Source organism: Olsenella profusa, assembly GCF_016900315.1.
GTDB lineage: Bacteria > Actinomycetota > Coriobacteriia > Coriobacteriales > Atopobiaceae > Thermophilibacter > Thermophilibacter profusus_A.
This window is the reverse complement of the sequence record NZ_JACSNQ010000016.1, coordinates 18,971-44,253: the sequence shown is the minus strand read 5'-3', so window position 1 is coordinate 44,253 and position 25,283 is coordinate 18,971. Positions and strand designations below refer to the sequence as shown.

At 67.8% G+C, this 25,283-nt stretch carries 15 protein-coding genes and 1 pseudogene; 6 read left to right on the top strand and 10 right to left on the bottom strand.

The genetic code is table 11. From position 1 onward, the window contains the following. Nucleotides 1-448 precede the first annotated feature (448 nt). From H9X80_RS07410 to H9X80_RS07400, 3 genes are read left to right on the top strand one after another with little or no spacing between them, the layout of a single operon-like run. Nucleotides 449-946 carry a MarR family winged helix-turn-helix transcriptional regulator gene (locus H9X80_RS07410; RefSeq protein WP_204793710.1) on the top strand — a complete coding sequence of 166 codons (498 nt, stop codon included), beginning with the start codon at nt 449-451 and terminating at the stop codon, nt 944-946. 53 nt (nt 947-999) lie between these two features. Beyond that, nucleotides 1,000-2,775, top strand: a complete 1,776-nt coding sequence (locus tag H9X80_RS07405; RefSeq protein WP_239471805.1) for an ABC transporter ATP-binding protein — start codon at nt 1,000-1,002, stop codon at nt 2,773-2,775. Continuing rightward, entirely contained in the window at nt 2,765-4,699 is a 1,935-nt protein-coding gene (locus H9X80_RS07400) for an ABC transporter ATP-binding protein (RefSeq protein WP_204793708.1), read from the top strand. Before H9X80_RS07405 ends, H9X80_RS07400 begins: the two co-directional genes overlap by 11 nt. A 253-nt stretch (nt 4,700-4,952) precedes the next feature. Here the strand turns inward: H9X80_RS07400 and H9X80_RS07395 are convergent, their stop codons facing one another. From H9X80_RS07395 to H9X80_RS07380, 4 genes are all read right to left on the bottom strand, one after another. Continuing rightward, complete coding sequence (locus H9X80_RS07395; protein WP_204793707.1) at nt 4,953-5,546, bottom strand: HdeD family acid-resistance protein; 594 nt, start codon at nt 5,544-5,546, stop codon at nt 4,953-4,955. 247 nt (nt 5,547-5,793) lie between these two features. After that, on the bottom strand, nt 5,794-7,674 hold the full coding sequence (locus H9X80_RS07390; RefSeq protein ID WP_342590894.1) for an ABC1 kinase family protein: 1,881 nt from the start codon (nt 7,672-7,674) through the stop codon (nt 5,794-5,796). A gap of 9 nt (nt 7,675-7,683) precedes the next feature. Next, complete coding sequence (locus H9X80_RS07385) at nt 7,684-8,043, bottom strand: phasin family protein (RefSeq protein ID WP_204793706.1); 360 nt, start codon at nt 8,041-8,043, stop codon at nt 7,684-7,686. A gap of 151 nt (nt 8,044-8,194) precedes the next feature. After that, nucleotides 8,195-8,866, bottom strand: coding sequence for an HAD family hydrolase (locus tag H9X80_RS07380; RefSeq protein WP_204793705.1), 672 nt, complete (start codon nt 8,864-8,866; stop codon nt 8,195-8,197). A gap of 567 nt (nt 8,867-9,433) precedes the next feature. Here H9X80_RS07380 and H9X80_RS07375 point away from each other — a divergent pair. The 3 genes from H9X80_RS07375 to H9X80_RS07365 all read left to right on the top strand — a co-directional run bounded on the left by H9X80_RS07375 (nt 9,434) and on the right by H9X80_RS07365 (nt 13,897). Continuing rightward, nucleotides 9,434-10,726 (top strand): DUF1015 domain-containing protein, encoded by a 1,293-nt coding sequence (locus tag H9X80_RS07375; protein WP_204793704.1) that lies wholly within the window; start codon nt 9,434-9,436, stop codon nt 10,724-10,726. Between the two features lie 70 nt (nt 10,727-10,796). Next, nucleotides 10,797-13,205, top strand: coding sequence for a tetratricopeptide repeat protein (locus H9X80_RS07370; protein ID WP_204793703.1), 2,409 nt, complete (start codon nt 10,797-10,799; stop codon nt 13,203-13,205). Continuing rightward, complete coding sequence (locus H9X80_RS07365; RefSeq protein WP_204793702.1) at nt 13,202-13,897, top strand: HAD family hydrolase; 696 nt, start codon at nt 13,202-13,204, stop codon at nt 13,895-13,897. Before H9X80_RS07370 ends, H9X80_RS07365 begins: the two co-directional genes overlap by 4 nt. Nucleotides 13,898-13,925: 28 nt before the next feature. On the opposite strand, the gene H9X80_RS07360 is transcribed toward H9X80_RS07365, so the two are convergent. The 6 genes and pseudogenes from H9X80_RS07360 to H9X80_RS07340 all read right to left on the bottom strand — a co-directional run bounded on the left by H9X80_RS07360 (nt 13,926) and on the right by H9X80_RS07340 (nt 24,953). Continuing rightward, nucleotides 13,926-14,369 (bottom strand): hypothetical protein, encoded by a 444-nt coding sequence (locus tag H9X80_RS07360; RefSeq protein WP_204793701.1) that lies wholly within the window; start codon nt 14,367-14,369, stop codon nt 13,926-13,928. Between the two features lie 243 nt (nt 14,370-14,612). Then, nucleotides 14,613-17,270 carry an InlB B-repeat-containing protein gene (locus H9X80_RS07355; protein ID WP_204793700.1) on the bottom strand — a complete coding sequence of 886 codons (2,658 nt, stop codon included), beginning with the start codon at nt 17,268-17,270 and terminating at the stop codon, nt 14,613-14,615. 409 nt (nt 17,271-17,679) lie between these two features. Next, nucleotides 17,680-17,928: a hypothetical protein gene (locus tag H9X80_RS09160; RefSeq protein ID WP_342590892.1), complete on the bottom strand. Its 249-nt coding sequence runs from the start codon at nt 17,926-17,928 to the stop codon at nt 17,680-17,682. A 30-nt stretch (nt 17,929-17,958) separates the two neighbouring features. Next, nucleotides 17,959-18,080, bottom strand: a pseudogene (locus tag H9X80_RS09280) (recombinase family protein); the annotation flags it as partial. Between the two features lie 119 nt (nt 18,081-18,199). Then, nucleotides 18,200-21,694: an FtsX-like permease family protein gene (locus H9X80_RS09385; RefSeq protein ID WP_204793699.1), complete on the bottom strand. Its 3,495-nt coding sequence runs from the start codon at nt 21,692-21,694 to the stop codon at nt 18,200-18,202. A gap of 1 nt (nt 21,695) precedes the next feature. Then, the gene (locus tag H9X80_RS07340; RefSeq protein ID WP_204793698.1) at nt 21,696-24,953 is read right to left on the bottom strand and encodes an ABC transporter ATP-binding protein/permease; all 3,258 of its coding nucleotides are present in this window, start codon (nt 24,951-24,953) and stop codon (nt 21,696-21,698) included. Nucleotides 24,954-25,283: the final 330 nt, after the last annotated feature.

Genomic DNA, 25,283 nt, shown 5'->3' with positions numbered 1-25,283 from the left:
GTGCGTACCCGGTGCACCTCCCGCGACGCACCGTTTTCGGACGGTTCCCCCACCCAGAACGTCCGGGAACGGTGCGTCGCGGGAGGTGCACCGGGTACGCACCGGCTTCGGACGGTTTTCCCGTCCAGAACGTCCGGAAACGGTACTTCGCAGGGAGGTGTACCGGTCACGCACCGTTTCTGGACGGTTTGCCCGGGCAGAACGTCCAGAAACAGTACGCCGCTGGAAGGTGCACCGGGCACGCACCGTTTTCGGACGATTCCTCCGTCCGAAACGTCCGGAAACAGTACCCGGCGAGAAGAACCCGCAGCCCGAAGGTCCTTCTCGCCAAAGTTCTTCTCGCCGGGGACGCCGCTGTTTGAAGGGCTCCTGAAAAACCTCATGGTACCTTGACATCTCCTCCCCTCCGGCTCAGAGTGGTGCGCGGCACGCTAGAGTCGGAGGAGACATGGAACGCAACGATCCCCAAAAGCCCTGCTGCGAGGCAAGGAGCCCTGAGCAGCGAATCCTACGTGACCTCGGGTACTTCGGGTTCTTCCTGCACCTGCACCACGGCGGGCGCAGCGGCAAGCAGCACATCCTCGTGCGGCTGCTCGCGGCCGGCGGCACGATGGCGCAGCGCGAGCTCCAGGAGTCCTCGCCCATCACGTCGGCCTCGCTCTCGGAGCTGCTGGCAAAGCTCGAGGGAGAGGGGCTCGTCACGCGCCTGCGCTCCCAGACCGACCGCCGGCAGCTGACCATCGCGCTCACGGAGCCCGGCAGGGCCAAGGCGCGCGAGGTCGTCGAGGCGCGGCGCGCGTTCGAGCAGTGCGCGGTCTCGTGCCTCACGCCCGAGGAGGTCGACGACCTCGCGGACAAGCTCGACCGGCTCGCCGACCACTGGCGTGCGCTTGAGAAGGAGAAGGCCCCGAAAAAGAAGGGAGAGGCCGCATGCGGCAAGAACTAGGCGCCGACCAGGCCTTTGAGAAGACCGCACCTGACATCGGCTACCTGAGCGTCATGCGCCGGCTCACCAGGAGCATCCGGCAGTACAAGGGCGCCACCATCGCCACCCCGCTGCTCGTGCTGGGCGAGGTGGTCTTTGAGGTCATGATCCCGCTGCGCACCGCCGAGCTCATCGACGCCATCCGCGCGGGCGCCGACCTCGGCCAGATCACCTCGACGGGCGCCGTGCTGGCGCTCATGGCCGTGATCTCGCTCGCCTTTGGCGCGGCGGCGGGCCTCACCTGCGCCAAGGCGTCGGTCGGCTTTGCCAAGAACCTGCGCAAGGACATGTTCTACAACATCCAGACCTTCTCGTTTGCCGTGATCGACCGCTTCTCCAGCTCGTCTCTGGTCACGCGCCTCACCACCGACGTCACCAACGTCCAGATGGCCTACATGATGCTCATCCGCACGGCCATCCGCTCCCCCTTCATGCTGGTGCTCGCCTTCGGGGCGGCCTACCTGATGGCGGGCTGGCTGGCGCTCGTGTTCGTGATCATCATCCCGGTACTGGCGCTGGCGCTGTTTGCCGTGGTGCGCAAGGTCACGCCGATCTTCCGGCGCATCTTCCGCAAGTACGACGCCCTGAACGAGCGCGCCGAGGAGAACCTCTCCGGTATTCGCGTGGTCAAGAGCTACGTGCGCGAGGACTACGAGAAGCAGAAGTACGAGCGCGCCTCCGAGGAGGTCCGCGCCGACTTCACCTACGCCGAGCGCATCCTGGCCCTGAACGCGCCGATCATGAACTTCTGCATCTACACCGTCATCGTCTTCGTGATCTACGCGGGCTCCTACGCCATCATCTCCACGCGCGGCGGCCTGCTGGACGTGGGCCAGTTCTCGTCGCTCATCACCTACGGCTTCATGATGCTCATGAGCCTCATGATGCTCTCGATGATCTTCGCGATGGTGGTCATGTCCGAGGAGAACGCGCGCCGCATCTACGAGGTCCTCGAGGCCACCACCACGATCGAGCAGCCCGCCGAGCCCGTCTACGACATCGCGGACGGCTCGATCGACTTCGACCACGTTGGCTTCTCCTACAAGGGCGATAAGAACCACGAGGCCCTGCGCGACATCGACCTGCACATCAAGAACGGCGAGGTCATCGGCGTGATCGGCTCGACGGGCTCCTCGAAGTCCAGCCTCGTGCAGCTCATCCCGCGCCTCTATGACGTCACGGAGGGCTCGGTCAAGGTGGGAGGCCGCGACGTGCGCGAGTACGACCTCGACTCCCTGCGCAACTCCGTGGCCATGGTGCTTCAGAAGAACGTGCTGTTCAGCGGCACCATCGCCGAGAACCTGCGCTGGGGCAACGAGCACGCCACCGACGAGGAGATCCTCGAGGCCGCGCGCCTCGCCCAGGCCGACGAGTTCGTCCAGGGCTTCCCGGACAAGTACGACACCTACATCGAGCAGGGCGGCACCAACGTCTCCGGCGGCCAGAAGCAGCGCCTCTGCATCGCCCGCGCCCTGCTCAAGAAGCCCAAGATCTTGATCCTTGATGACTCCACCTCCGCGGTGGACACCAAGACGGACCGCCTGATTCGCGAGGGCCTCAAGACCTACCTGCCCGAGACCACCAAGATCATCATCGCGCAGCGCACCTCCTCGGTGGAGGACGCCGACCGCATCGTGGTCATGGAGTCCGGCCGCATCAACGACGTGGGCACCCACGAGGAGCTCCTGCGCCGCAACGCGATCTACCGCGAGGTCTACCTCTCGCAGAACAAGCAGAGCCACGACGAGAAGAACCTCGACGAACTGGAGGTGAGCGCCGATGAGCGCTAAGGCAACCGGCGCGCGCGGGCGGGCCCCGCGCTCCATGGGCACGACGGCGCTGCGCGTCCTCAAGATGCTGCGCCAGTTCTACCCGGTGATGCTGCCGGCCGTGGCCGCCTGCATCCTTGTTCAGTGCATCGTCCAGGCCATGCCCAACGTCTTCATGGAGCGCGCGCTCACGGTGGTGGGCCAGTTCTGGGAGAGCGGGGACTGGGAGACGGCCCAGCCGCAGATCTTCACCAACGCGGCCATTCTCGCCGTCCTGTACCTGGCGAGCCTGATCTGCAACGCCGTCTGGCAGCAGTGCATGGCCATCCTCACGCAGGGCTCCCTCAAGAAGTTCCGCTGCCTCATGTTCGACCACATGCAGGACCTGCCGATCCGCTACTTCGACACGCACCCGCACGGCGACATCATGAGCTACTACACCAACGACGTCGACGCCCTGCGCCAGATGATCGCCCAGTCGCTGCCGCAGCTGTTCCTCACGTGCCTCATGCTCATCTCGGTGGGCTGCATCATGGTGTTCTACAGCCTGCCGCTCACCTGCGTGGTGGTGGCCGGCACCGCGATCATGGCCCTTCTCGCCAAGGCGCTCGGCACGCGCTCCGCCAGGAACTTCCTGCGCACCCAGCGTGCGGTGGCAACCGTGGAGGGCCACGTCGAGGAGGTCATGAACGGCGAGAAGGTCGTCAAGGTGTTCTGCCACGAGCGCCAGACCGAGGCCGCCTTCGACGAGCTCAACGACGAGCTCGAGGCCGCGGCGCGCTCCGCGAACTCCTACGCCAACACGCTCATGCCGATCCTCATGAACATGGGCAACCTGCTCTACGTGATCGTGGCAGTGGCGAGCGGCGCCTTCCTGGTGCTGGGCACGCCCAACCCCTCGATCTCCGGGCTGCCGCTCTCCATCGCCGTGGCGGTGCCGTTCCTCAACATGACCAAGCAGTTCGCCAACCAGATCGGCCAGATCTCCAACCAGGTGAACTCCGTGGTCATGGGCCTTGCCGGCGCCGAGCGCATCTTCGAGCTGCTGGACGAGGAGATCGAGCAGGACGAGGGCTACGTGGAGCTCGTGGCGTGCCGCACCGCCCCGGACGGCACCGTGGTCGAGTGCGACCGCCGCGACGGCTCCTGGGCGGGCCAGTGGGCCTGGAAGCACCCGCACCAGGCCGACGGCTCGGTGACCTACACCCCGCTTGCCGGCGACGTGCGCCTCTTCAACGTGGACTTTGGCTACGTGCCCGGCCACACCGTGCTGCACGACGTCTCGCTCTACGCCAAGCCGGGCCAGAAGGTGGCCTTCGTCGGCGCCACGGGCGCGGGCAAGACCACGATCACCAACCTGCTGAACCGCTTCTACGACATCGAAGACGGCAAAATCCGCTACGACGGCATCAACATCAACAAGATCAAGAAGCCGGCCCTGCGGCGCTCGCTCGGCATGGTGCTGCAGGACGTTAACCTGTTCACCGGCACCGTCATGGACAACATCCGCTACGGCCGGCTCGACGCCACCGACGAGGAGTGCATCGCCGCGGCGCGCCTGGCGGGCGCGGATGACTTCGTGCGTCGCCTGCCGGACGGCTACGACACCTGGCTCACGGACAACGGAGCCGCGCTCTCGCAGGGCCAGCGCCAGCTCCTCTCCATCGCGCGCGCCGCGGTGGCCGACCCGCCGGTCATGGTGCTCGACGAGGCCACGAGCTCGATTGACACGCGCACCGAGGCCATCGTCCAGCGCGGCATGGACGCGCTCATGACCGGGCGCACCACGTTCGTGATCGCCCACCGTCTGAGCACCGTGCGCAACTCCGACGTCATCATCGTGCTCGACCACGGCCGCATCATCGAGCGTGGCACGCACGAGGAGCTCATCGCCGCGCGCGGCACCTACTACCAGCTCTACACGGGCGCCTTCGAGCTCGAGTAGCCGGCGAGAAGAACCGTCCAAAGGGGCCCGCACGCAGCCAGCGTGCGGGCCCTTGTTGTTGGGGCTGACCGCTGGGTCGGCGCGCTTGCGGCAGCCGCGCGTGCCCGCGGGACGGCATCCGCGGAGCACGCAGAGCAGCGGCCGCAAGCCCGCACTCCCCCGACGCCCATAGACGGGCCCCGCGCCAGACGGCACGGGGCCCTCAAGGTACTTCTCGCCGGCGGGAAATCGTCGGCAGCGGTGTCGCCGCAGTCTAGCGGTCGATCGGCCGCATCGAGGCGGCCTGGGCCAGCAGGGTCACACCGCCCACCACCAGGTAGGCAGACATGACGTAGCCGAGCACCACGCTCGAGGCCACCGGCAGCAGCAGGAACGCCACGCCGGCGACGATGTTGAGGACGCCGGCTGCCGTGTTGAGCCCGGAGCTCGGCAGGCCGAAGTAGCGCATCCTGCGGGCAGACGTGATCCGCTCGGCACCGGCAATGATGAACAGAAACGCCAGCAGGAAGGTGACGGTCCCCGCTGTGAGGTAGGCCGGCAGCGCCAGCAGCATGACGCCGAGCAGCGCGTTCAGCACGCCCATCACGAGCATGCCGGGGCTGCGGAGCAGCTCGGGCGTGCGCGCGTAGGAGACGAGCGCGCCGACGCCGGCCACGATGAGCACCGCCGAGACCACGCCCTGCACGAGCGCGTAGATGCTGAACGGGTCGAACGCGCTCGCGATGCCCACGAGCACCAAGAGCACGCCCGCCACGATCAGCCAGGTGCGGACGCGCCGGTAGCCGTCGTTCCAGCGATGGGCGAAGTCGTCCGCGTAGTCAAAGTCGAAGTCGTATCTGTTGAGCATGAGATCACCTCATATGACGTGGCCCCGAGACCTTCAGCGGTCCCGGGGCCGTTGGATACCTTATTCCTTCCCAAAACGAAGCGACCCAACGCGGGAACAAACCCGGGGAAGCCCCCACACCAAACGGGCACATTCAGCCAAGAGCTGCCACACCATGCCCGTGCCCCCAAGACGGCGAGAAGGACGTCGAGGGTGTCGGGGCACACGACGCCAGAGGGCGGCGCGTGTCGTTCTTCTCGCCCGGCGACTAGCGGCGGCGGCGCCGGTGGTTCTCGCGGATGATGTCGAGCGCCACCCACACGCCGAGCACAAAGGCGGCGAGGTAGCCGAGAAACCCGATGATCGGGATGCCAAAGATGACCGGCTGGATGCGGGCGTAGTAGACCACCGACGAGCCGATGAACAGGCCCGCCACGATGACGCTCATCGTGAGGCGGTTGGCGATGCGCGCGAGGTCCTCAAGCGGGTCCATCGTACCGGGCATGTCGAGGTTCACACGGAGCTGCCCGCGGGTGAGCATGCGCATCGCGAGCTTGGCCTCCCCCGCCGCGCCGAGCAGGCTGTGGGTGGCAGCAATCGTCTCGTCCGCAAGCCGACGTACTTCTCGCCGGGCGAGCTCCTCACTGCTGACGTGGGCCTTGATGTGGCTCTGGATGATCTCGACGATGGAGGTCTCCGGCAGCAGGTCGTGCGCCACGCCCTCGAGCGTCACGAGCGAGCGGGCGAGCATGGTCACGGTGCCGGGCAGCTCGATGCCGTCCTTCTGCGCCATCGAGATGAGCGCGTTCAGGAACGAGCCGATGTCCAGGTCGGAGAGGTCGGAGAGCCCGAAGTCGGCCACGATGGCGTCGAGGTCGGCGAGCAGGTGCGCCTGGTCGACGCCCGCGGTGTCGGAGACCGAGAAGCGCATGAGGCCGTCGGCCAGGCCCGCCGAGTCGCAGCGCGCCACGGAGAACACCATGTCGCGCACCGCACGGCGGTCGTGGCTGGAGAGCCGGCCCATGATGCCGAGGTCGAGGTAGACAATCTTGCCCTCGTGGATGACGAGGTTCCCGGGATGCGGGTCGGCGTGGAAGAAGCCATCGTCGAGCATCTGGCTCGTGTAGTTGTCCACGAGCTTGATGCCGATCTCAGAGAGGTCGTAGCCCTCCCGCACGAGGCGGCGCTTGTCGTCTATGGGGATGCCCTCCACGTAGTCCATGACCACCACGTGGCGCGTGCAGAGCGCCGGGTAGGGCTTGGGGCAGTCCACGAAGGCGCAGTCGGCGTTGTTGCGGCGGAACTCCTCGAGGCTTCGGGCCTCCACGAGGAAGTCCGTCTCCTCGCGGAAGGACTGCCAGAGCTCGTCCACCACCGACTGCAGGTCGAGGAACTGCTCGCCGCCCATGAAGCGGCTCGCGTAGCGGGCGAGGCTCCGCATGATGGAGATGTCCTGCGCCATGATCTCCTGCACGTGCGGGCGCTGGATCTTCACGGCCACGAGCTCGCCTGTGACCAGGCGCGCCTTGTGGACCTGGGCCACCGAGGCGGAACCGAGCGGGCAGTCGTCGATGGCGTCGAAGATGTCCTCGATGGGACGGTCGTACTCGGCACGCAGGGCCGAGAGGACGGTGTCGCGGTCCATCGGCTCCACGTTCGTGCGGAGCTTGCCGAGCTCGCGTGTGAAGCTCTGAGGCAAAATCTCCGAGCGCATGGAGAGGATCTGGCCGGCCTTGACGAAGGTGGGGCCCAGCTCCTCGAGCATCTGGCGCAGGCCCTGCGGGGTGAGGCCGTGAAAGATGTCGTAGCGCCGCACGATGGCGACCATCTCGCCGATGCGCGCCAGGCGGGAGCCGCGGCTGAGCACGTAGTCCTCGGAGCCGCGCCCGCCGAAGAGCCCGATGGTCTGGCGGTCGTCGACGGAGCCGTCCCGCACGCTCTCGTACCAGGCGTCGAGAAGCTCCTGGGCGCTGCGGCTCGCCGCGGCGAAGCTGCTCTCCTCGGGGGCGGGAGCGGGCTCGGCGGGCGCTGCGGGGCCGGCGTGGTCGACGGGCGACGCGGGCGCATCGGGGTCGGCGGGCGCCGCGGCGTCAACGTCGGCCGCGACGTCCGCGCCCGGGCGCCCCTTCTTGCTGTGGTCCTCGGTCACGCGGCTCCCCTACTCGGCGCTGTCCTCTGCCGGGGCGCTGTCCTCGGAGCCCTCCTCGACGTCCACCTTGACCGTGGCCGCGTCGAGGTCCGCGGACATCTCGGCGACCTTGGCCGCGTAGGCGGCGCGCTCCTCCGGCGTCATCGACGCGAGGTGGGCGCGCAGCGCGCTGTCGGAGGTGTTGTCAAGGACCTCCTTTGCCTTGCGGGTGAGCTCCTTGTTGAGCGTCTTGCCCTGCTCGACCGTCAGCTCGCCCTTCTTGACGAGGTCCTCGACGACCTCCTGGGACTTCTCGGCACCCATGGCCACCGCTCCCACGCTTGCGAGGAAGAGCTTGCGAAGGCCCTCGGTCAGGTCAAACTCTGCCATGTCTGCTCCCATCTTTTACGCGGGACGCACCGCGCGCCCCCCTCTCATGCTCCCCCTTCTACCCACATCGGCGCACGTCTTTCTCGGCAGGAGGGGCAGGCGGTCGGCCAAATGACACGAAGAAATGATACGAAGGGACAGTCCCTTTGTATCATCCCAGCAGGATGTGGCGCAGCTCGTCCACGCTCGCGGCCACGGCACACGCCCCGGCCTCCGTGAACTCCGCGAGGTCCCCGGTGCCGCCGTAGCTCACGCCCACGCACGGCACCCCGCAGGCGGTCGCGGCCTCCACGTCGTGGTAGCGGTCCCCCACCATGACGGCACGCCCGGGCGTCTCGCCGAGCTCGTCGAGCACGCGACGGATGGTGTCGGCCTTCCGGACGACGCCGTCCGAGGGCTTACCGAGCGCCACGTCAAAGAGGTCCGCAACCCCGTTGTCCGCGAGCGCGTCAGTCACCATCTGGGAGCGCTTGGAGCTTGCCACCGCGAGGCGTCGGCCGGCCGCGCGCAGGTCCTGCAGCAGCTCGCGCACGCCGTCGAAGAGCGGCCAGCCCGCGGGCCCCAGGCCGTGGTAAATCTCCCGGTACTCCCGCGTGATCTGGGCGGCCTCCTCCTCAGAGAACCCGTAGACGAGCGAGTAAGCCTGCGGGAACGGCGGGCCCACCAGGCGCCGCACGTCGCCGAGGTCGGCGTCCGTGAGGCCATGGCGCAGCAGCACCGTGCGAGCCGTGGACACGATGCCCGGCACGGTGTTGGCCAGTGTCCCGTCAAAGTCAAAGATCACGAGCTCGCGGCCCGTAACGTCCTCGCCCGTCAGCGCCATTGCGCATCTCCTTCCGTAAAGGTGCCCCCACAGCGTAGCACGCCCGAAGCGGCGAGAAGAACCTCGCGCGGCGGGTCGGGCGGCACGGGTCGGGCGCGGTGGGTCGGGCGCGGTGGGTTGGCGCGGCTCGCTCGAAGTCACGTTCTTCTCGCCAGAAGTGTGAGTTTGCGCGAGATAGCCGGTGTCAACTCGCGCTAAGTCACGTTTCTAGCTCTCAAACCGTGACTTTGAGCGAGACAGTTGGCGTCAACTCGCTTTATGTCACGCTTCCAGCTCTCAAACCGTGAGTCTGAGCGAGACAGCAATTGCGGCTCGTCCGAAGTCACGTTCTTCTCGCCGAAACCGTGAGTTTGAGCGAGTCGGTCAGCGTCAGCTCGCTCGAAGTCACGTTCTTCTCGCTGAAAGCGTGAGTTTGAGCGAGTTGGCCTGGCACGTCGCACCACACGTCGCACCACACGTCGCGTCACGCAGCTGCCTCCTGGAAGCCTGACACGCCCCGGAAACGCGTACGCGCTATGATTGCCGCAACTGGCCGCCCCCGGCGGCCGAGGCGACCAAGGAGGCCCCATGCACGCCGAGCCCATCACCTGCTACCGCCCGCGCCCGGACCGCGCCCGCGAGTTCGCCGCGCCGCCCTACGACGTCTTCGATGACGCGGGGGCCGCTGCCTACGTGGCCGCGCACCCGCGCTCCTTCCTGGCCATCGACCGGCCGGAGACCGCCTTCGAGCCCGGTCACGACCCCTACGCGGACGACGTCTACGCCAAGGCGCACGAGCTCCTCGCCGCCCGCGTGGCCGACGGCACGCTTCTGCGCGACGGCACGCCCTGCTACTACCTCTACCGCCTGCGCCAGGGTGACCACGAGCAGACCGGCATCGTGGCCGCGTGCTCCGTGGACGACTACAACAACGGCGTGATCGCCCGCCACGAGCACACGCGCAAGGACAAGGAGACCGACCGCGTCCGCCACATCGAGGCGACGGGCTGCCAGACCGGCCCGGTGCTCCTGGCCTACCGCGACAACCCGGTGCTCGAGGCGCTCGTGCAGGCCGCGCGGACCGCCGAGCCTCTCTACGACTTCCGCGACGAGCAGGGCGTCCGCCAGAGCGTGTGGCGCATCGCCCGCCCGGCCGCCGTAGAGTCGCTGCGCCTGATGCTCGAGCACGTGGGGCGCGCCTACATAGCCGACGGTCACCACCGCGCCGCAGCGGCGGCCCGCGTCTGCCAGCACATGCGCACCGATGAGAAGAACCGCTGCACCGGCATCGAGGCCTACAACTACCTGCTGTGCGTGCTCTTCCCGGCAAGCCAGCTCACCGTGCTGCCCTACCACCGCGTGGTGGCGGACACCGCGGGGCTTGACGAGGACGCCCTGGTGGCCGCGCTCGAGGCGGCAGGCCTTGCCGTGGGCGCGCGCCGGGAGGGGCCCGTCATGCCCGCCGAGCGCGGCACCTTCGGCATGTACGCCTTCGGCGCCTGGCGCGAGCTGCACGCCCCCGCGGACGCGCCCGCCCCGGACGACCCGGTGGGCCGCCTCGATGTCTCCGTGCTGCAGGAGCGCGCCCTCTCCGGCGTGCTCGGCATCGACGACCCGCGCACGGACCCGCGCATGAGCTTCGTCGGCGGCAGCGCGTCCACGGACGAGCTGGAGCGCGCGGCCGGCGAGAGGGGCGTGGCCTTCACGCTCTACCCCACCTCGGTCGACGAGCTCATGGCTGTGGCCGACGCCGGGCTGGTGATGCCGCCCAAGTCCACGTGGTTCGAGCCCAAGCTCAGCAGCGGCCTCTTCATCCGGCGTATCAACCACCGCGAGTCCCTGATCGACGGCGCGCGCCGCCACGCGAAGGAGGCCGAGTAGCGCCCGGGCGTCTTGCGCGTGCTAAGCCGGGGTACAAATACAGGCAGGCGAGAAGAACGAGGGAGGTGCCATGGCAGACGTTGACGACGCACGCGGGGCCGACGCCGCCCCGCGAGACGACGCCGGAGCGCCCGAGGCCCCTGACGCGGACGCGGGGGCGCGGGGGCGCCTCGGTAGGCTCTTCGCGGCACTCGTGAGCAACGAGGCGGAGGCCGCAGGCCGTGCTGCGGCACTCCCCGAGGGCACGGGCTCGGCCTCCCAGGGAAGCGTCCCCGAGGACTCCGGCAGCGCCGAGGCGGCCGCCGCGCACGATCGCGCCACCTCCCGTCTTGACATCGAGGCGCTCTCCCGCCGGCTCATGGGGTCCGCCAACCCGGAGGACGAGCTTCGGAGCTTCGTCGCCGACGTGCGCCAGCGCTCCGACTCCGACACGGCCACGGACAGGCCCGCCCCGAGCGACTTCGAGCTCTACCTCGCCACGCGCCTCACGGAGGCGGGCATCAGGCCCGGACGGGGCGGGGGGTGCGCGCTGCCATCTGTATCCGTGGTGCGACCGCACACCTCCGGGCTCTTCTACCTGCGCGTCCTCGACGACTCGATGCCCTGGGGCCGGAAGGTCGCCCTGCTGCGCGTGGAGGCGGCGCTCAACTGCGCGCTTCTCGCCGAGCACGCGCTGCCGGACGCAAACGCCGCCTCACTCGATGAGATCGTGCGCTGCGAGCAGCGGGTCTGTCGCTCCATCGTCTCCCAGGCCAGCCGTGCCGCCGCCCGCCTGGAGGCGCCGGCATACGGAGAGTGGGCGGTCCGCAACGCCCTCTCCGCCGGGATCGAGCGCCTGCGGCTCCCCTTCAGGCTCACGGCACGGTTCCGTGTGAACGTTGCGGCGGGGGCGGCCGCGATGGAGATTGACCTCGTGCCGCCTTCGGCATGGCCGGCAAGCGTCTACGTGGACGGCCTTGGCGTGGTGAGCGCCACCACGGAGATGCGCCGGCGGGCGGCGTCAGACTACAACCTGCGGCTCGGGATCCTCCTGGCCTCCTATGCGTTCCGGGCGGCGCCTCAGCTCTCCGAGGTGTGGGTTGCCGGCGTGCTCGACACGGCGCACGACCACACCTGCTACTACTCCGCGCGCCTCACGCGCGGCCTGGTGGAGGAGCTCGACGCGGACGGCGCGCTCGACCCGTTCGTGGTCATGCGTGCCGCAGGGGCCACGATGGACGCAGGCAACCGCGAGCTCGCCCCAATCCGCCAGGGCTTCTCGCTCGAGGACGAGCTCTTCTGCCCCGCTCGGCGCTACGACCCGCCGGAGCTCTCCGAGCGGCGGCTGCTGCCCTCCGAGGCCCGCGCCCTCGGCTGTAAGCTCGTGCGCGACCTTGGGATAGACGAGGCGGCAGCTCGCAAGCACCTGGCCACGAGCCTGAGCCGACGCCTCACGTCGTCAACCGAGAAGAACGTCCGTGAGATTCTCTCCGCCCTGGACGAGTACGACGCCCCAGACGTGCGCGCCGCGGCGCTGCGCTGCGTGCAGGAGCTCATTGACGGGACGCTCGAGGACGACCCTCTGGCGCTGGAGGAGTCGCTCGTGGAGGGCGACGCCCTGAGCCGCGCCGCCGCCCAGGCGCGTGAGCTCCTCGCTCACGGAAGCCTTGAGGACGCGAGGCGAATGGCAGAGGGGGCGCTCGAGCAGGCGGCGCAAGGAGAGGCGGCCGATGCGGCCGTCCCCGAGGAAGCACCGACGCTGGCGCCCGCCGCGGGCGGGGACGACGCGCCCAAGACAGCCGAGGTCCGCCGGTGCTTTGGCTCCTATGGCGAGCGCGCGCTCTACAACCGCCTGCTCGCCCGACCCGGGGAGCGCTGCAGGCTCGTAAGGCCCGCCTACCTGGAGGCGCACCTCATCGCGTCCGCGGCCGCCCTTGCCGCGGAGCGCATGGACGACGCCGTGACCCATGCCCGCAGCGCCGTGGAGCTGGCACCGATGTCCTCCCAGACGAGCCTGCACCTCGCACAGTGCCTCGAGGCGGCCGGCAGCCCGGACGCTGCGTTCGACGAGCTTTGTCGCATGCTCTCCCTAGCGCACGACCCCGAGTCCATCGGCCTTGGCTACCTGCGCATGTCCCAGTTCCAGTGGCGAGACGGGCACGTGATTGCCGCGCAGGCCTGCTATCAGCGCGCCTGCCGCTACCTCCCCACGCCCGCTCTTGTGGCGGGGCTCGCCGTGGTCGCGCTCATAGCCCACGTGGGCGACGCCACGGACGGCAGCCTCACCGACGAGCAGGTGGAGCGCACGCTCGCAGGGGCCGGCATCCCGCTTGCCCCGACGCGCGAGGTGGGCGAGGTGCTGCTCGAGGCAACGCGGGCCGCCATGGACGCAGAGGTCTTCCCAGTGGCGCGCGACCTCATGAGATCGCTCTGCTCGCTCTTCCGGGACGACGTGAGCCTCGGGGTGCTGCACTCCATCGAGGGCGAGCCGGACCGATGAGGGACGTGACGGCGTCCGGGTCGCACGGGCTGTGCCTCTGGCCGCCGACCTTTCAGGCTGCGATATTCGACTTTGACGGGACGCTTGCGGAGACGTGGCGCATCTGGCGGCACGTCGACGAGATCTTCTTCTCGTCGCGCGGGCTGGAGTTTGACGAAAGCGCCTCCTCCACGCTTGCCACGCTCGGCTTTGCCGCTGGGGCGCAGTGGTGCGTGGAGCGCTACCGCCTACGCGAGGAGGTGTCAGACATCGTGGACGAGTGGAACCGCCTAGGCGCGGCCCTCTACGAGAACGAGGTCGAGCTGCGACCGGGCGCCGAGCGCTACCTCCGCGCGCTGCGAGGCGCGGGCGTCTGCCTGGCGCTTGCGACGACCAACGACCCTCATGTGCTCGGGGCGATGCGCAACGTGGACGTCTACGGTCTCTTTGACGAGGTGGTGTGTGGACGTGAGGTGGCGCATGGCAAGGACCACCCGGACATCTACCTGGAGGCCGCGCGACGCCTGGGAGTCCCTCCCCAGGACAGCGTGGTCTTCGAGGACATCCTGCCCGGGACGCTCTCGGCCGCCCAAGCGGGCATGGCCACGGTCGCGGTCCGCTGCGAGGACCCAAGGCAGCCGGTCAGCGAGCTGCGCCATGCCGCGAACCTCTGGATCGAGGACTGGGAGGGCATCCTCCCCTCACGGGGCTAGGGCCCAGGCCGCACAGACCCTGACGCATCTATTGAACGGACTGCCCTCCACCTTCAGGGGTTCCCGTGCGTCCCGAGCCGTCCGAGAAGACCTCTGAATCAAGCTCGGCAAAGTCGTCGGGCACCGCGGCGGGGTCGCACCCAAAGGACTCCCCCACCGCCTTGGCCTGAAGACGGCGTAGGCCGGCGGCATCCTCGTTGCCCGCGCGCTCATAGAGACGGGCAAGCCGCTCCAGCGCATAGCACACGTACTCCGCCACGGAATCGCCGATGCCGGAGAGCACCATCATCGTCACAAGGGAATCGGGCGCCAGCGAGAGCGCCGTACGGTAGTCAAGGTCGAGGAGCTCGCCTATCTGCTGCTCCGTCTGGACAAAGCCTTCCCGGTCCCCGCCCAAGGCCCTCAGGAGCGACCTTCTGACGCCCTCCACAAACTGCCCGATAATCTCAAGGACGTAGTCCCTCTGCAGCATACGCGCTCCTCTCGACGCCTTACCTAGGATAGCTCCCCTCCTGCGCCCAAGACAGCGGAAGCGGCGAGAAGAACCCCGATGCAGAAAAAGGGCGCGACCTCACAGGGAGGTCGCGCCCTTCGCTAGGCGCTTCTGTGTCGAGAATCTCCTGCCATGCGAGGCAGTTGCTCCCTGGAGCACCCCGGCGCCCTTACGGGCGCCGGGACTGAGCGCTCTCCTCGACCTGAGAGCCAGACCCTCAGACTAGGAGCGACGACGCTTCAGGAAGGCGCCGAGGCCGGCGAGGGCGGCGCCGAGGCCGGCGATGCCGGAGACGGCGACGGTGGCGTCACCGGTGTTGGGCACGGCGTCCTCGGCGGCCTGCTCGGTGGCAGGATCGGTCGGGGTCTCCGCGTTCTCGCCCGGGGTCACCGTGGCGTCGGCGTTCTTCTCCCACTTGGCCCAGAGGGTCATGTCGGAGGTCACGGGAGCGGTGAAGTCATACTCCTGGGTAAGGGCGGTGTCGGTGTACCAACCAAGGAAGGTGTAGCCCTCGCAGGTCGGGTCAGCCGGCTTGGCCACGGTCTGGCCGTCCTCAACGACGGCAACCGTGTTCTCGGTGCTCTCGAGGCAGTCGTCGAAGGTGACCTTGTGGGTCTCGGCGACGGGGTCGACGACCTTCTCGTAGGAGGCGTAGACGTTGATGTCGCCGGAGATGACGTCCGTGTTGAGGATCTTGTCGCCAGACTTGGTCACCCAGCCGGCGAAGACGTAGCCGTCCTTGGTCGGAATCTCGGTGACCTCGAGCAGCTTGGCAACGTACTCGGAGAAGGCCACGTCACCGGCGTTGGTGGTGGTGCAGAGACCGTTGCCGTCCTCGTCGAAGAAGTTCACCGTGTGGATGGCGGCGTTCTTCTGATAGGTGGCGTAGACGTTGATGTCGCCCGAGATGACGTCGCTGGAGAGGATGGCGTCACCGGACTTGGTGGTCCAGCCGGTGAAGGTGTAGCCCTCCTTGTACGGGGCCTCGATGCCGCTCTCGGCAAGCGTGTCGGTGTAGGCGCTGAACGCCAGGTCGCCCGACTTGGCGATGGTCGCGAGGCCGTTTCCGTCAGCGTCAAAGAAGTTGACGGTGTGGGTGGCCGGGGACTGCCTGAAGTTCAGGTAGAGGTTCAGCGTGCCCTGGATGGTGTCGGTGGACAGCACGACGTCGCCGGACTTGGTGGTCCACTCAATGTAGCAGCCGTCCTTGAAGGGCACGTCGACGCTCTCGTAGAGCCTGTCGATGTACTCCTGCAGCGTGTGGTTGCCAGAGAGCGCCACCGTGCAGAGGCCCCTGCCGTTCTCGTCGAAGAAGTTGACGGTGTAGGTGGCCGGGTTCTTGGTGTACTGGGCGTAGAGGTTGAGGTCACCGGAGATGGTGTCGTTGGACAGAACCGCGTCACCGGACTTGGTGGCCCAACCGACGAAGGTGTAGCCGTCGACGAAGGGGATGTCGACACCCTGCTCAAGACGCTCAACGTAGGCAGAGAGCTCCTGGTCGCCGGCGAGGGCGATGGTGCCGAGGCCCTTGCCGTCCTTGTCGAAGAAGTTGACGGTGTGGATGGCATCCCAGCGAGCATAGAGGGTCAGGTCGCCGGAGATGGTGTCGCTCGGCTTGACCTCGTCGCCGCTCTTGGTGACCCACGTCAGGGCATAGCCCTCACGAGAGAGGTCGTTGAAGTTGGAGAGGTCGTTGAGGTAGGTGGAGAGGAGCTGATCGCCGCCACGCGTCACGGCGCCCATGCGCTCATCGCCGTCGTAGAAGGTGACGGTGTGGGTCGCGACGGGCTCGGGGGCCTTCTCGAAATCAGCCTTGATGGTCATCGAGGAGCCGGCGGGAAGGACGAGCCACTGGTCGACCTTGTTGCCGTTCTCGTCCATCCAGCCCTTGAACTCATAGCCCTCGACGTCGAGCTTGCTGGCGTAGGTCTTGAGGAAGGTGTCGACGAAATCATCGAAGCAGAACGGCACCGTGCCGGTCAGCGTGATGGTGTAGGTGTCGTCACCAACCTGGAAGTAGACGGTGGTGGACTTGGCCACCGGAGCGACCTGCTTGAAGTGGACGGTCAGGCCCGTGTCGCCCCACCAGTCCTGGACGATGGCGCCCTCGCGGATGGGCTGGCCCTGGACGTCGAAGTAGTCGATCTCGCAGCCCTCGGGGACGGCGACGTTACCGGCCCAGCCGTCGGTGAACTTGCTGCCCTCAACGACCTGGAGCTCGCCGACGGGGGTGCCCTGCTCGTCCTTCACCGGGATGGTGACCCAGTTGACCTCGGGCTCCTGCGCGACCTGCTTGAAGTGGACGGTCAGGCCCGCGTCGCCCCACCAGTCCTGGACGATGGCGCCCTCGCGGATGGGCTGGCCCTGGACGTCGAAGTAGTCGATCTCGCAGCCCTCGGGGACGGCGACGTTACCGGCCCAGCCGTCGGTGAACTTGCTGCCCTCAACGACCTGGAGCTCGCCGACGGGGGTGCCCTGCTCGTCCTTCACCGGGATGGTGACCCAGTTAGCGGCCTTGTAGTTCACCGTAACCGTGCAGGACTCGGTGAAGGTGTAGTTCGCGAGCAGGTCCGTGCCAAACTCGTGACCACTGCCGTTTGCGTCAGTCCAGCTGAAGCTCTCAATCTGGTCGAAATCAGGGAGTTCGGCCCTGAGGTGCTCAGCATCAACGTGACCATCAGCGTCAGCAACCATAGCAATTGTGGTTCCCTTGCCATCGGCGACAAACGTCACGTCAATCTGGCCACTTTGAGCGCTGGTAGTCTCCGGCGCGCCCTCGTTGGCGAACGCCGTAGCGGCCGGCACGACGACCGGGCTCAGCGCCAGCACGGCTGTCAAGCCGGCTGTTATCGCCACGTTCCTTTTCTTCTTCAGATCCATTCCCAACTTTCCTTTCTCTTTGACTGCGCAGCCAACTCGGGCCGTCGTTCGATACGACCGACGGCCCGACGTGTGCCCTGCCGTGAGGCAATCCACACGTCGAGCCGTCCCCTTCTACGTCACCTCTCCTTCCCGGCTGCCAAAAAAGCAGACCCTTTTGCCTGGCTGCGCATGGTGGCTTTCGGGGAGGTTCCCGGAGGCCGCCACTTTGCCTTCTGACGAGGAGCTCCTGTTCAGAACCACACGTAAGAAGACGTTCCATGACGTATTCTGACCCTATCACTCCCTTCCTGAAATGTCTACTTTTTTGACAGCTTTCTTACGCTTTGCTTCACATTTCGGCCGTTGGTGAATACAAGTTATCTTTTGTTAACCAACCATTTTGCACATCAGCGTCACAACTGATACGTCATGGTTTCCCCAGACCGTCCTCTTGCATCCAGCGGTCAAATGTCCCCCGCGCAACTCCCAGGCATGTCGCCGGCTTGTTCTTGGAGAGCTCCCCGCTCACGTACCTCTGCACGACCTCCCTATAGTGATGGGGACGCTCCTTCTTTGGCCTCCCGAAGCGCTTTCCACGCGCCTTGGCCGCCGCGATTCCCTCCGCCTGCCTGCGATGGATGTTCTCGCGCTCGATCTGGGCGACATACGAAAGCACCTGCAGCACCAGGTCGGCCTCTCGAAGCTCGCGCCGGTGAAGTGGTCAACATAGATGTGCTTTCGCTGGATGGGAAACAGCAGCAGGGCGTCTAACTGGCGGTTGACGTTCTGATCGCGCGTCGAGACTCGTGCATAGCCGTAGTTGGTCATGTTGCCCCCTTCTCCGATGGCTCAACATTTGGAGCAATCATCAGAGAATTAGAGAGGGGTATATATATGGCTCAGCTCCTTCTCGAGCTAGGCCGGCGAGGGCGTTCCCCACGCAACGGCTAGTCCACCGACTTCAGGCTCTCTACCATGTCGATGGCGTCGAGCCGGCGGCGCATGGCCAGCATCACGAGCGCCGAGAAGACCAGCGTGAGCGCAAAGGCGCCAAGATAGCTCAGCGGGTGGATGACGCGGCCGAACATCACCACGTCAACCTCCGCCGTCACGATGACGAAGCCCTCGAGCCAGGTGCCGAGCACCATGCCGAGCGCGTCCCCCAGAAGCGCCAGCAGCGCGATCTCCCGGAAGATGTAGGCGCCCACCTCGCCGCGCTTGAAGCCAAGCACCTTGAGCGTGGCGATCTCGCGCACGCGCTCGCCGATGTTGATGTTGGTGAGGTTGTAGAGCACGATGAACGCAAGCGCCGCCGCGGACACGATGAGCACCACCACGATGAGGTCAACCGCGGAGAGCATCTCCCGGTACATGGCCACCGTCTCGTCGGTGAAGGCGACGGTCGAGACGTGCCCGGTGCCCTGTAGCTCGTCGGTCAGCGCGTTACGCGTGGCGGCGTCCGGGCTCGTGGTGGCGTAGATGGTCGAGAAGGACGGCTCCTCTGCGTCCACCACGCCCCCGGCGCGGAGCGTCTCCCACGCCGCAGGCGCGAGGTAGGCCACCGAGCCCACGTAGTTCTCGGCGATTCCAGAGACGGTGAGCGTGCACCCGGTGCCCGTCGCGGTACCCACGGCGTCCTGGCCAAAGACGGTCACGGTGTCGCCCGCGGCAACGCCGAGCTTGGTGGCGGTCTTCTCGCCCAGGATGATGCCGCTGCCGTCGGCAACGAGGGAGAGCGGCCTCTGGGACACGCGCTCGCGCAGGCTCACCGCGTCGTCGAAGCTGCCCGGGTCCTCAGGCACCACCACCTGCACCGAGATCGTCCCGTCCGCAGCGTTGGAGCCCGCCTGCACGTTCACGAGCTGGGCGCGCGCAAGCACGCGGGAGCCGTCCGTCGACCCGATCAGGGCGTCCACCGCGTCGGCATCCGCGGCGGTGGCCGTCTCATCCAGGCTCACCGTGGTGTCGTAGTGGGCGATGGGCCCGAACTGGTTGTCGATGATATCCCAGATGGCGTCGTGCAGGCCCAGGCCCACCAGCAGCAGCGCGGTGCAGCCCGAGATGCCCACCACGGTCATGAGCAGGCGCTTCTTGTAGCGGAAGAGGTTTCGGCAGGTGACCTTCCAGGAGAAGGAGAGGCGGCGCCAGAGCGGGCGGACGCGCTCCAGCAGGATGCGACGACCGGCACGCGGGGCGCGGGGCTGCATGAGGGCGGCCGGGGTCTCGCGCAGGGAGGAGACCACGGCGGCCCAGGTGGCGAGCAGCGTCACGGCCACGCCCAGGCCGCCGGAGGTGAGCGCCACCATCGGGTCGATGGGCAGCGGGAAGCCCTGCTGCGGAACCGCGTAGATGATGCCGTAGGCCGAGGACACAATGAACGGCAGCACCTGCGTGAGCACGGCCACGCCGAGCACGGCCCCCGTGAGCGCGGCGGCACCGGCGTAGGCGAGGTACTTGCCGGCGATGCGCGCGGTGCTGTAGCCGAGCGCCTTGTACGTGCCGATCTGCACGCGCTCGTCCTCCACCATGCGCGTCATCGTGGTGAGCGAGACGAGCGCGGCCACGAGGAAGAACATGAACGGGAAGACCGTCGCGATGGTGTCCATGCGCTCGGAGTCGGCCTGGTAGGTGGCGATGCCCTCGCTCTGCGTTCGGTCGAGGACGTAGAGCTGGCCGGGCTCGATGGCGTCGACCTGGGCCTGGGCGTCGTCGAGCGCCGCCTGGGCCTCGGCGAGCTGGGCGTCCGCCTCGGCGCGCGAGGCCTCCCAGGCGGCCTCTCCCTCGTCGTAGGCGTCCTGCGCGGAGGCGAGCTCGGCGCGGGCCTGCTCGAGCTGGGCAGCCGAGGCGTCTATCTGGGCCTGGGCGTCGGCGAGCTGAGCGTCCGCCTCCTGCTGGCTGGCGAGAAGCCCCTGCCGCCCGGAGTCCACCTCCGCCTGCGCGGAGGCGAGCTGGGCGCGCCCGTCGTCGTAGGCGGCCACGGCGGCCTGCGCCTGCTCGAGCCGGGAGACCTGCGCGAGCGCCGCGCCCAGGGCCTCGGCCTGTGCGGCGAGCTGGGCGTCCTGGGCGCGGGCCTGCTCGAGCTGGGTCTGCTGCTCGGGCGTGAGGGCGCCCGCGGCCTCGAGCGCGCCGAGCTGCTCCAGCACCGGCGCGAGGGCGGCGCGAGCGTCGGCGACCTGTGCTGAGGCCTCCTCCACACCGGTGCGCGCCGAGGGGAGGTTGGTGGCCGTCACGCCCTGGTCGGCGAGCGTGGCGAGAAGGGCCGGGAGGCCGGACTCGAGGGAGGCGCGCGCTGACTCGACCTGCTCGGCCTGGGCGTCGAGCGCGGCGGACTGGGAGTCTATCTGGGCCTGGGCGTCGTCGAGCCCTGCCTGGGCGGAGGCGAGCCCAGAGGCGGCCTCCTCACGGCGGGCGGCGAGCTCGGCGCGGGCGGCCTCGAGGTCCTTCTCGCCAGACTGGAGCTGGGAGGTGCCGTCCGCGATCTGGTCCGCGGCGGCGTCAAGCTCGGTGCGGGAGGCGGAGAGCTCGGAGGCCGCGGAGGCGCGCTGGTCTGCGAGCTCGGCGGCGGACTCGTCCACCTGGGCCTGGGCGTCGGCGCGCAGGTCCTCCGTGCGCGCCCCGGCGAGCGCGCCGGACGCGGACTCGAGGGCGGAGTCGACCGTGCCGACGGCCTGCTGGTACTGCTCCCCGCCGCTCCGGTAGGCGTCCGCGCCGTCCACGCGCAGGTAGGCCTCGGTGTAAGGGGTGCCCTGCGCAAAGGTGTCCGCCGGGACGAAGAGGTACTGGTCGATCATGCCGGAGCCGAGCGTAGTGGAGCCGAAGCTCACCGTGTAGGGGTAGGCAGACGAGCTCACGGTCCCCGTGACGGTGAGCTCGGTGGCGGCGAGCACGTCGCCGCCACCGGCCTCGTAGAGGACCTCGATGACGTCGCCGGGCTCCACGGGCAGGGCCGGGTTGTCGGCGGAGGCCACGCACTCCCCCGCCGCGGAGGGCCAGGTGCCGGAACGCAGGATCAACCGGTTGAGGGAGGGCTCGTCGGTGGGGGCGGACGCGTCGGTGGCCGGGTTCTTCTCGCCATCGTTCTCGCCGTTCTTGTCGCCGGGGAGCAGGTACTCGGGTGGCAGGGTGGCCACGCGGGTCGCCACTTGCTCCGAGCCAAAGCGGGCCATCACGTCGACCAAGGTCGAGCCGGCCACGGCCGAGACGCCCTCCACCTGGGAGAGCCGGTCGAGGTCGGCGTCTGCCAGGCCCTGCGTCGAGAGCACGCGCAGGTCCCAGAGGCGGGTCTGGTCGTAGTAGGCGTCGGCCGCGGCGCGCATGTCGGGACCGGCCATGCGCAGGCCGGCGAAGAAGCCGCAGCCGAGGGCGCAGATCCCGAGGATCGCGAGGAAGCGTCCGAGCGAGCCGGTGACGTCGCGGACTATGCCCCGGGAGAAGGCCCTCACGTCATTCGCTTCTCAGGGCCTCGACCGGGTCCTCGTGCGAGGCCTTGCGCGCGGGCAGCAGGCCCGCGATCACGGTGAGCGCCACGGAGATGACCACGAGGACGGCCGCGGAGTCCCACGGCAGGCTCATGATGTTCTCGACGGCGAACTCGCGCAGGACCCAGGAGTTCACGGGGACCGAGACCGCCAGCACCACGGCGATGGCGAAGAGGCCGGAGATGAGGCCCTCGATGAAGGTCTCGGCGTTGAAGACATTGGCGACGTTTCTCTTGGAGGCGCCGATGGCGCGCAGGATGCCGATCTCCTTCTTGCGCTCGAGCACGCTGATGTAGGTGATGATGCCGATCATGATGGAGCTCACCACGAGCGAGATGCTCACGAAGGCCACCAGCACGAGCGAGATCATGTTCACGATGTCGGTCACGCTGCCCATGATGACGCCCATGTAGTCGGTGTAGGTGATGACGCCCTCGTCGTTGCCGGCGGCGCGCTGCTCGTCGTTGTAGCGGTCGATGGCGTCGAGCACGCGCTCCTTGGCCTCGAAGTCGCGCGGGTAGATCTGGACGGCGGCCGGGTCGTCCTCGGTGGCGTAGCCGAGCGTGGTGAGGTTGTTCTCGTAGGTGAGCTGGCTTGCGTTGGCGTAGCTCTCCATGAGGGAGGCGAGGTCCTCGGCGTCCATGTTGAAGTGCACGGCCGAGGCGAGGGCGTCTGCGTCCACGTGGAAGGCGGTCTGCAGGTTCTGGAGGCTCGCGGCCACCTGGCCGGCGTACTGCGAGAGGACCGAGGATATCGCGGACTGGAGCTGCGCGGAGATGGCGCTGCCGATCTGGGAGGACATGGACTGCAGGAAGCTCTGCAGGTAGGGGGCGAGGCTGCCCGAGACGTAGTCGCGCACGATGGCCTCCACGCGGTCGCGCACGGGCTGGCCCGCTACGGCATCGATCTGGGCGAGCAGGGCCTGTGCGTCGTCGGTGGCGAGGTAGGTCTCCAGGTTGTCCACGAGCTTCTGGACGAAGGCGGGGTCGTTGGGGTCGAGCGCGCCGCCGTTCTGGCCCCACCAGACCACGAAGTCCTGCGTGAGCTGGCCGCCGAGGTTCGCGACCTGCTGGAGCTGGTCGGTGGTGAGCGGCGGGTCGGCAAGCTGCTCGTCGAGGATGGCGGAGAAGTCGGGCGCGGGCACGCCGGCCACGAGCGCGTCGATGTCGACCTGGCTCGCCACGCCCGAGAGGTCCACGGAGATGCCGGAGAGGTCGAGGCCCGACGGGTCAAACCCGGCGGCGAGCGCGCTCGTGTCGAAGGAGAAGGCGGAGCGCAGGGCTCCCTCGTCGACCGTGAAGAGGTCCTCGAGGTTCACGCCCTGGCGCGCCTGCTCCTGGAGGTCGGCGAAGGTCTCGCCAGTGAAGACGTCGGTCTCGGGGTCGGCGAGCTGCTGCCGGACGATCTCGGAGCTCGTGGAGCGCTCCATGAGCTCCTCGGTGAGGCCGTGGGTATAGGCAATGCCGGCCGAGAGCGCCTTGGCGTCGGTGCTCTCGTTGGGGCGCACCACGCCCACGACGTGCAGGTCGAGGCCGTTCTCGACGGCCTGCGCCATGAAGTCGGGGTCGTCGGCCATGCTGGTCCAGCCGCCCGTCTCGGCGTTTCTGCGGTAGGTGTCGGCGGGGCTCACGACCTTGAAGGAGAGGGAGAGGGCGTCGTCGTAGGTGAAGTCGACGTCGGCGTCAGAGATGTCGGTCTCGGCGGCGGTGCCGCCCATCGTGGAGGAGACCATCTCCGCGAGCTCACTGGGGTCGAGCACGCCGATGCCGTAGAGGGTGTAGTCGCTGATGCCGCCGCTCTGGGTGAGCACGAGCACGCACTCGTCCGGCGCGCTCGCCCAGCGGCCGGCCACGACGTCGTACTGCGAGTCGAGGAGCTCCTGGTCGTCGATCATCTCGTTGTAGACGGACATCCCGCCGCCGCTCATACCGGCCGTCACGGTGCCGGAGGCGCCGCCGGTCATGGTGGTGGCGAGCGCGTTGGGGCTCAGCCGGACCGCGCCGTTGGAGGTGTCCGCGGAGAAGACGAGCGGGGTGAGGCCGTAGTCGTACTTGATGGCATTGACGTCGTCCTCGATGCCGGCCTCACCGGAGTCGAGGTAGCTCTTGAGGCCGGAGAGGTCGTTGGAGCCCACCGAGGCGAACATGTCCTGGAGCATCGTGTACTCGGGGATCGTGGTGGCGCCAGGGTCGGAGGCGGCGACGTCGGAGGCGGCACCGTCCTTCTCGCCAGACGAGGCGTCGGCGGAGTCAGAGGAGCCGCCGGTCTCGGAGAGCATCGAGGAGAGGTCGTAGCTCTGCTTGCTGATGGAGAGCGGGTAGCTGGAGAGCGTGTCCTCCTCCACGCGCGCGATGTAGCCGTTGACGCCGTTGGCCAGAGCAAGGATGGCCGCGATGCCGATGATGCCGATCGAGCCGGCGAAGGCCGTCATGATCGTGCGGCCCTTCTTGGTCATGAGGTTGTTGAACGAGAGGCCGAGCGCGGTGAGGAAGCTCATCGACGTGCGGCGGGCGGGCTTGGCCTCGCGGCGCGGGGCGCTCGCCGGGTCGAAGGGGTCGGAGTCGGCGGTGATGTGGCCGTCGTGGAGCTCAACGATGCGCGTGGCGTACTGGCGCGCAAGCTCGGGGTTGTGGGTGACCATCACCACCAGGCGGTCCTGCGCAACCTCCTTGAGTAGGTCCATCACCTGGACGGAGGTCTCCGAGTCGAGGGCGCCGGTGGGCTCGTCGGCCAGGAGGATCTCGGGGTCGTTGATGAGGGCACGGGCGATGGCCACGCGCTGCATCTGGCCGCCGGAGAGCTGGCTCGGCTTCTTGTTCACGTGGTCGGCAAGACCCACGCGCGCCAGGGCCTCCAGCGCGCGGCGGCGGCGCTCGGCGCGACCCACGCCCGAGAGCGTGAGGGCGAGCTCCACGTTGGCGAGGATCGTCTGGTGCGGGATGAGGTTGTAGCTCTGGAAGACGAAGCCGATGCGGTTGTTGCGGTAGGCGTCCCAGTCCCGGTCGCGGTACTCGCGGGTGGAGATGCCGTCAATCACGAGGTCGCCCTCGTCAAAGTGGTCGAGGCCGCCCACGATGTTGAGCATGGTGGTCTTGCCGGAGCCGGACGGGCCCAGCACCGCAACGAACTCGCTGTCGCGGAAGGCCACGGAGACGTGGTCGAGCGCGACCTGCGTGAAGGAGGCGGTGGTGTAGCGCTTGCAGATGCCGTTGAGCTCGAGCATGGGTCCTCCGGGTGCAGGTTCTATCAACGTGTGGCGATATGTCTAACTTGGATAGCGTACCCAAAGGGCGCCGTGGAAAGTCCCGATTCTCGAAATCGGTTCAAAACTGCGTGATGATACGAAGGGGCAGTCCCTTCGTATCACCCTTCGTATCACTTGATGTGGACGCCCAGCCTTGTCTCTTGCAAAAGTGCCATAAGTGTGAGATCGGGGCCTCTCAATTTGCAATTTGCTCATAAGTGTGACGCCTTTTCGGGACAAGGGCCCGTTTTGATTCCAGAGTTTATTGTCTCAACTGGGACTTTGCGATGCCGCTACTCGTGAGAGCCA

Excerpts from the sequence above, each read along its gene's own strand:
- H9X80_RS07410 (WP_204793710.1), top strand. The coding sequence starts at position 449 with ATGGAACGCAACGATCCCCAAAAGCCCTGCTGCGAGGCAAGGAGCCCT.
- H9X80_RS07405 (WP_239471805.1), top strand. The coding sequence starts at position 1,000 with ATGCGCCGGCTCACCAGGAGCATCCGGCAGTACAAGGGCGCCACCATC.
- H9X80_RS07400 (WP_204793708.1), top strand. The coding sequence starts at position 2,765 with ATGAGCGCTAAGGCAACCGGCGCGCGCGGGCGGGCCCCGCGCTCCATG.
- H9X80_RS07395 (WP_204793707.1), bottom strand. The coding sequence starts at position 5,546 with ATGCTCAACAGATACGACTTCGACTTTGACTACGCGGACGACTTCGCC.
- H9X80_RS07385 (WP_204793706.1), bottom strand. The coding sequence starts at position 8,043 with ATGGCAGAGTTTGACCTGACCGAGGGCCTTCGCAAGCTCTTCCTCGCA.
- H9X80_RS07380 (WP_204793705.1), bottom strand. The coding sequence starts at position 8,866 with ATGGCGCTGACGGGCGAGGACGTTACGGGCCGCGAGCTCGTGATCTTT.
- H9X80_RS07375 (WP_204793704.1), top strand. The coding sequence starts at position 9,434 with ATGCACGCCGAGCCCATCACCTGCTACCGCCCGCGCCCGGACCGCGCC.
- H9X80_RS07370 (WP_204793703.1), top strand. The coding sequence starts at position 10,797 with ATGGCAGACGTTGACGACGCACGCGGGGCCGACGCCGCCCCGCGAGAC.
- H9X80_RS07365 (WP_204793702.1), top strand. The coding sequence starts at position 13,202 with ATGAGGGACGTGACGGCGTCCGGGTCGCACGGGCTGTGCCTCTGGCCG.
- H9X80_RS07360 (WP_204793701.1), bottom strand. The coding sequence starts at position 14,369 with ATGCTGCAGAGGGACTACGTCCTTGAGATTATCGGGCAGTTTGTGGAG.
- H9X80_RS07355 (WP_204793700.1), bottom strand. The coding sequence starts at position 17,270 with ATGGATCTGAAGAAGAAAAGGAACGTGGCGATAACAGCCGGCTTGACA.
- H9X80_RS07340 (WP_204793698.1), bottom strand. The coding sequence starts at position 24,953 with ATGCTCGAGCTCAACGGCATCTGCAAGCGCTACACCACCGCCTCCTTC.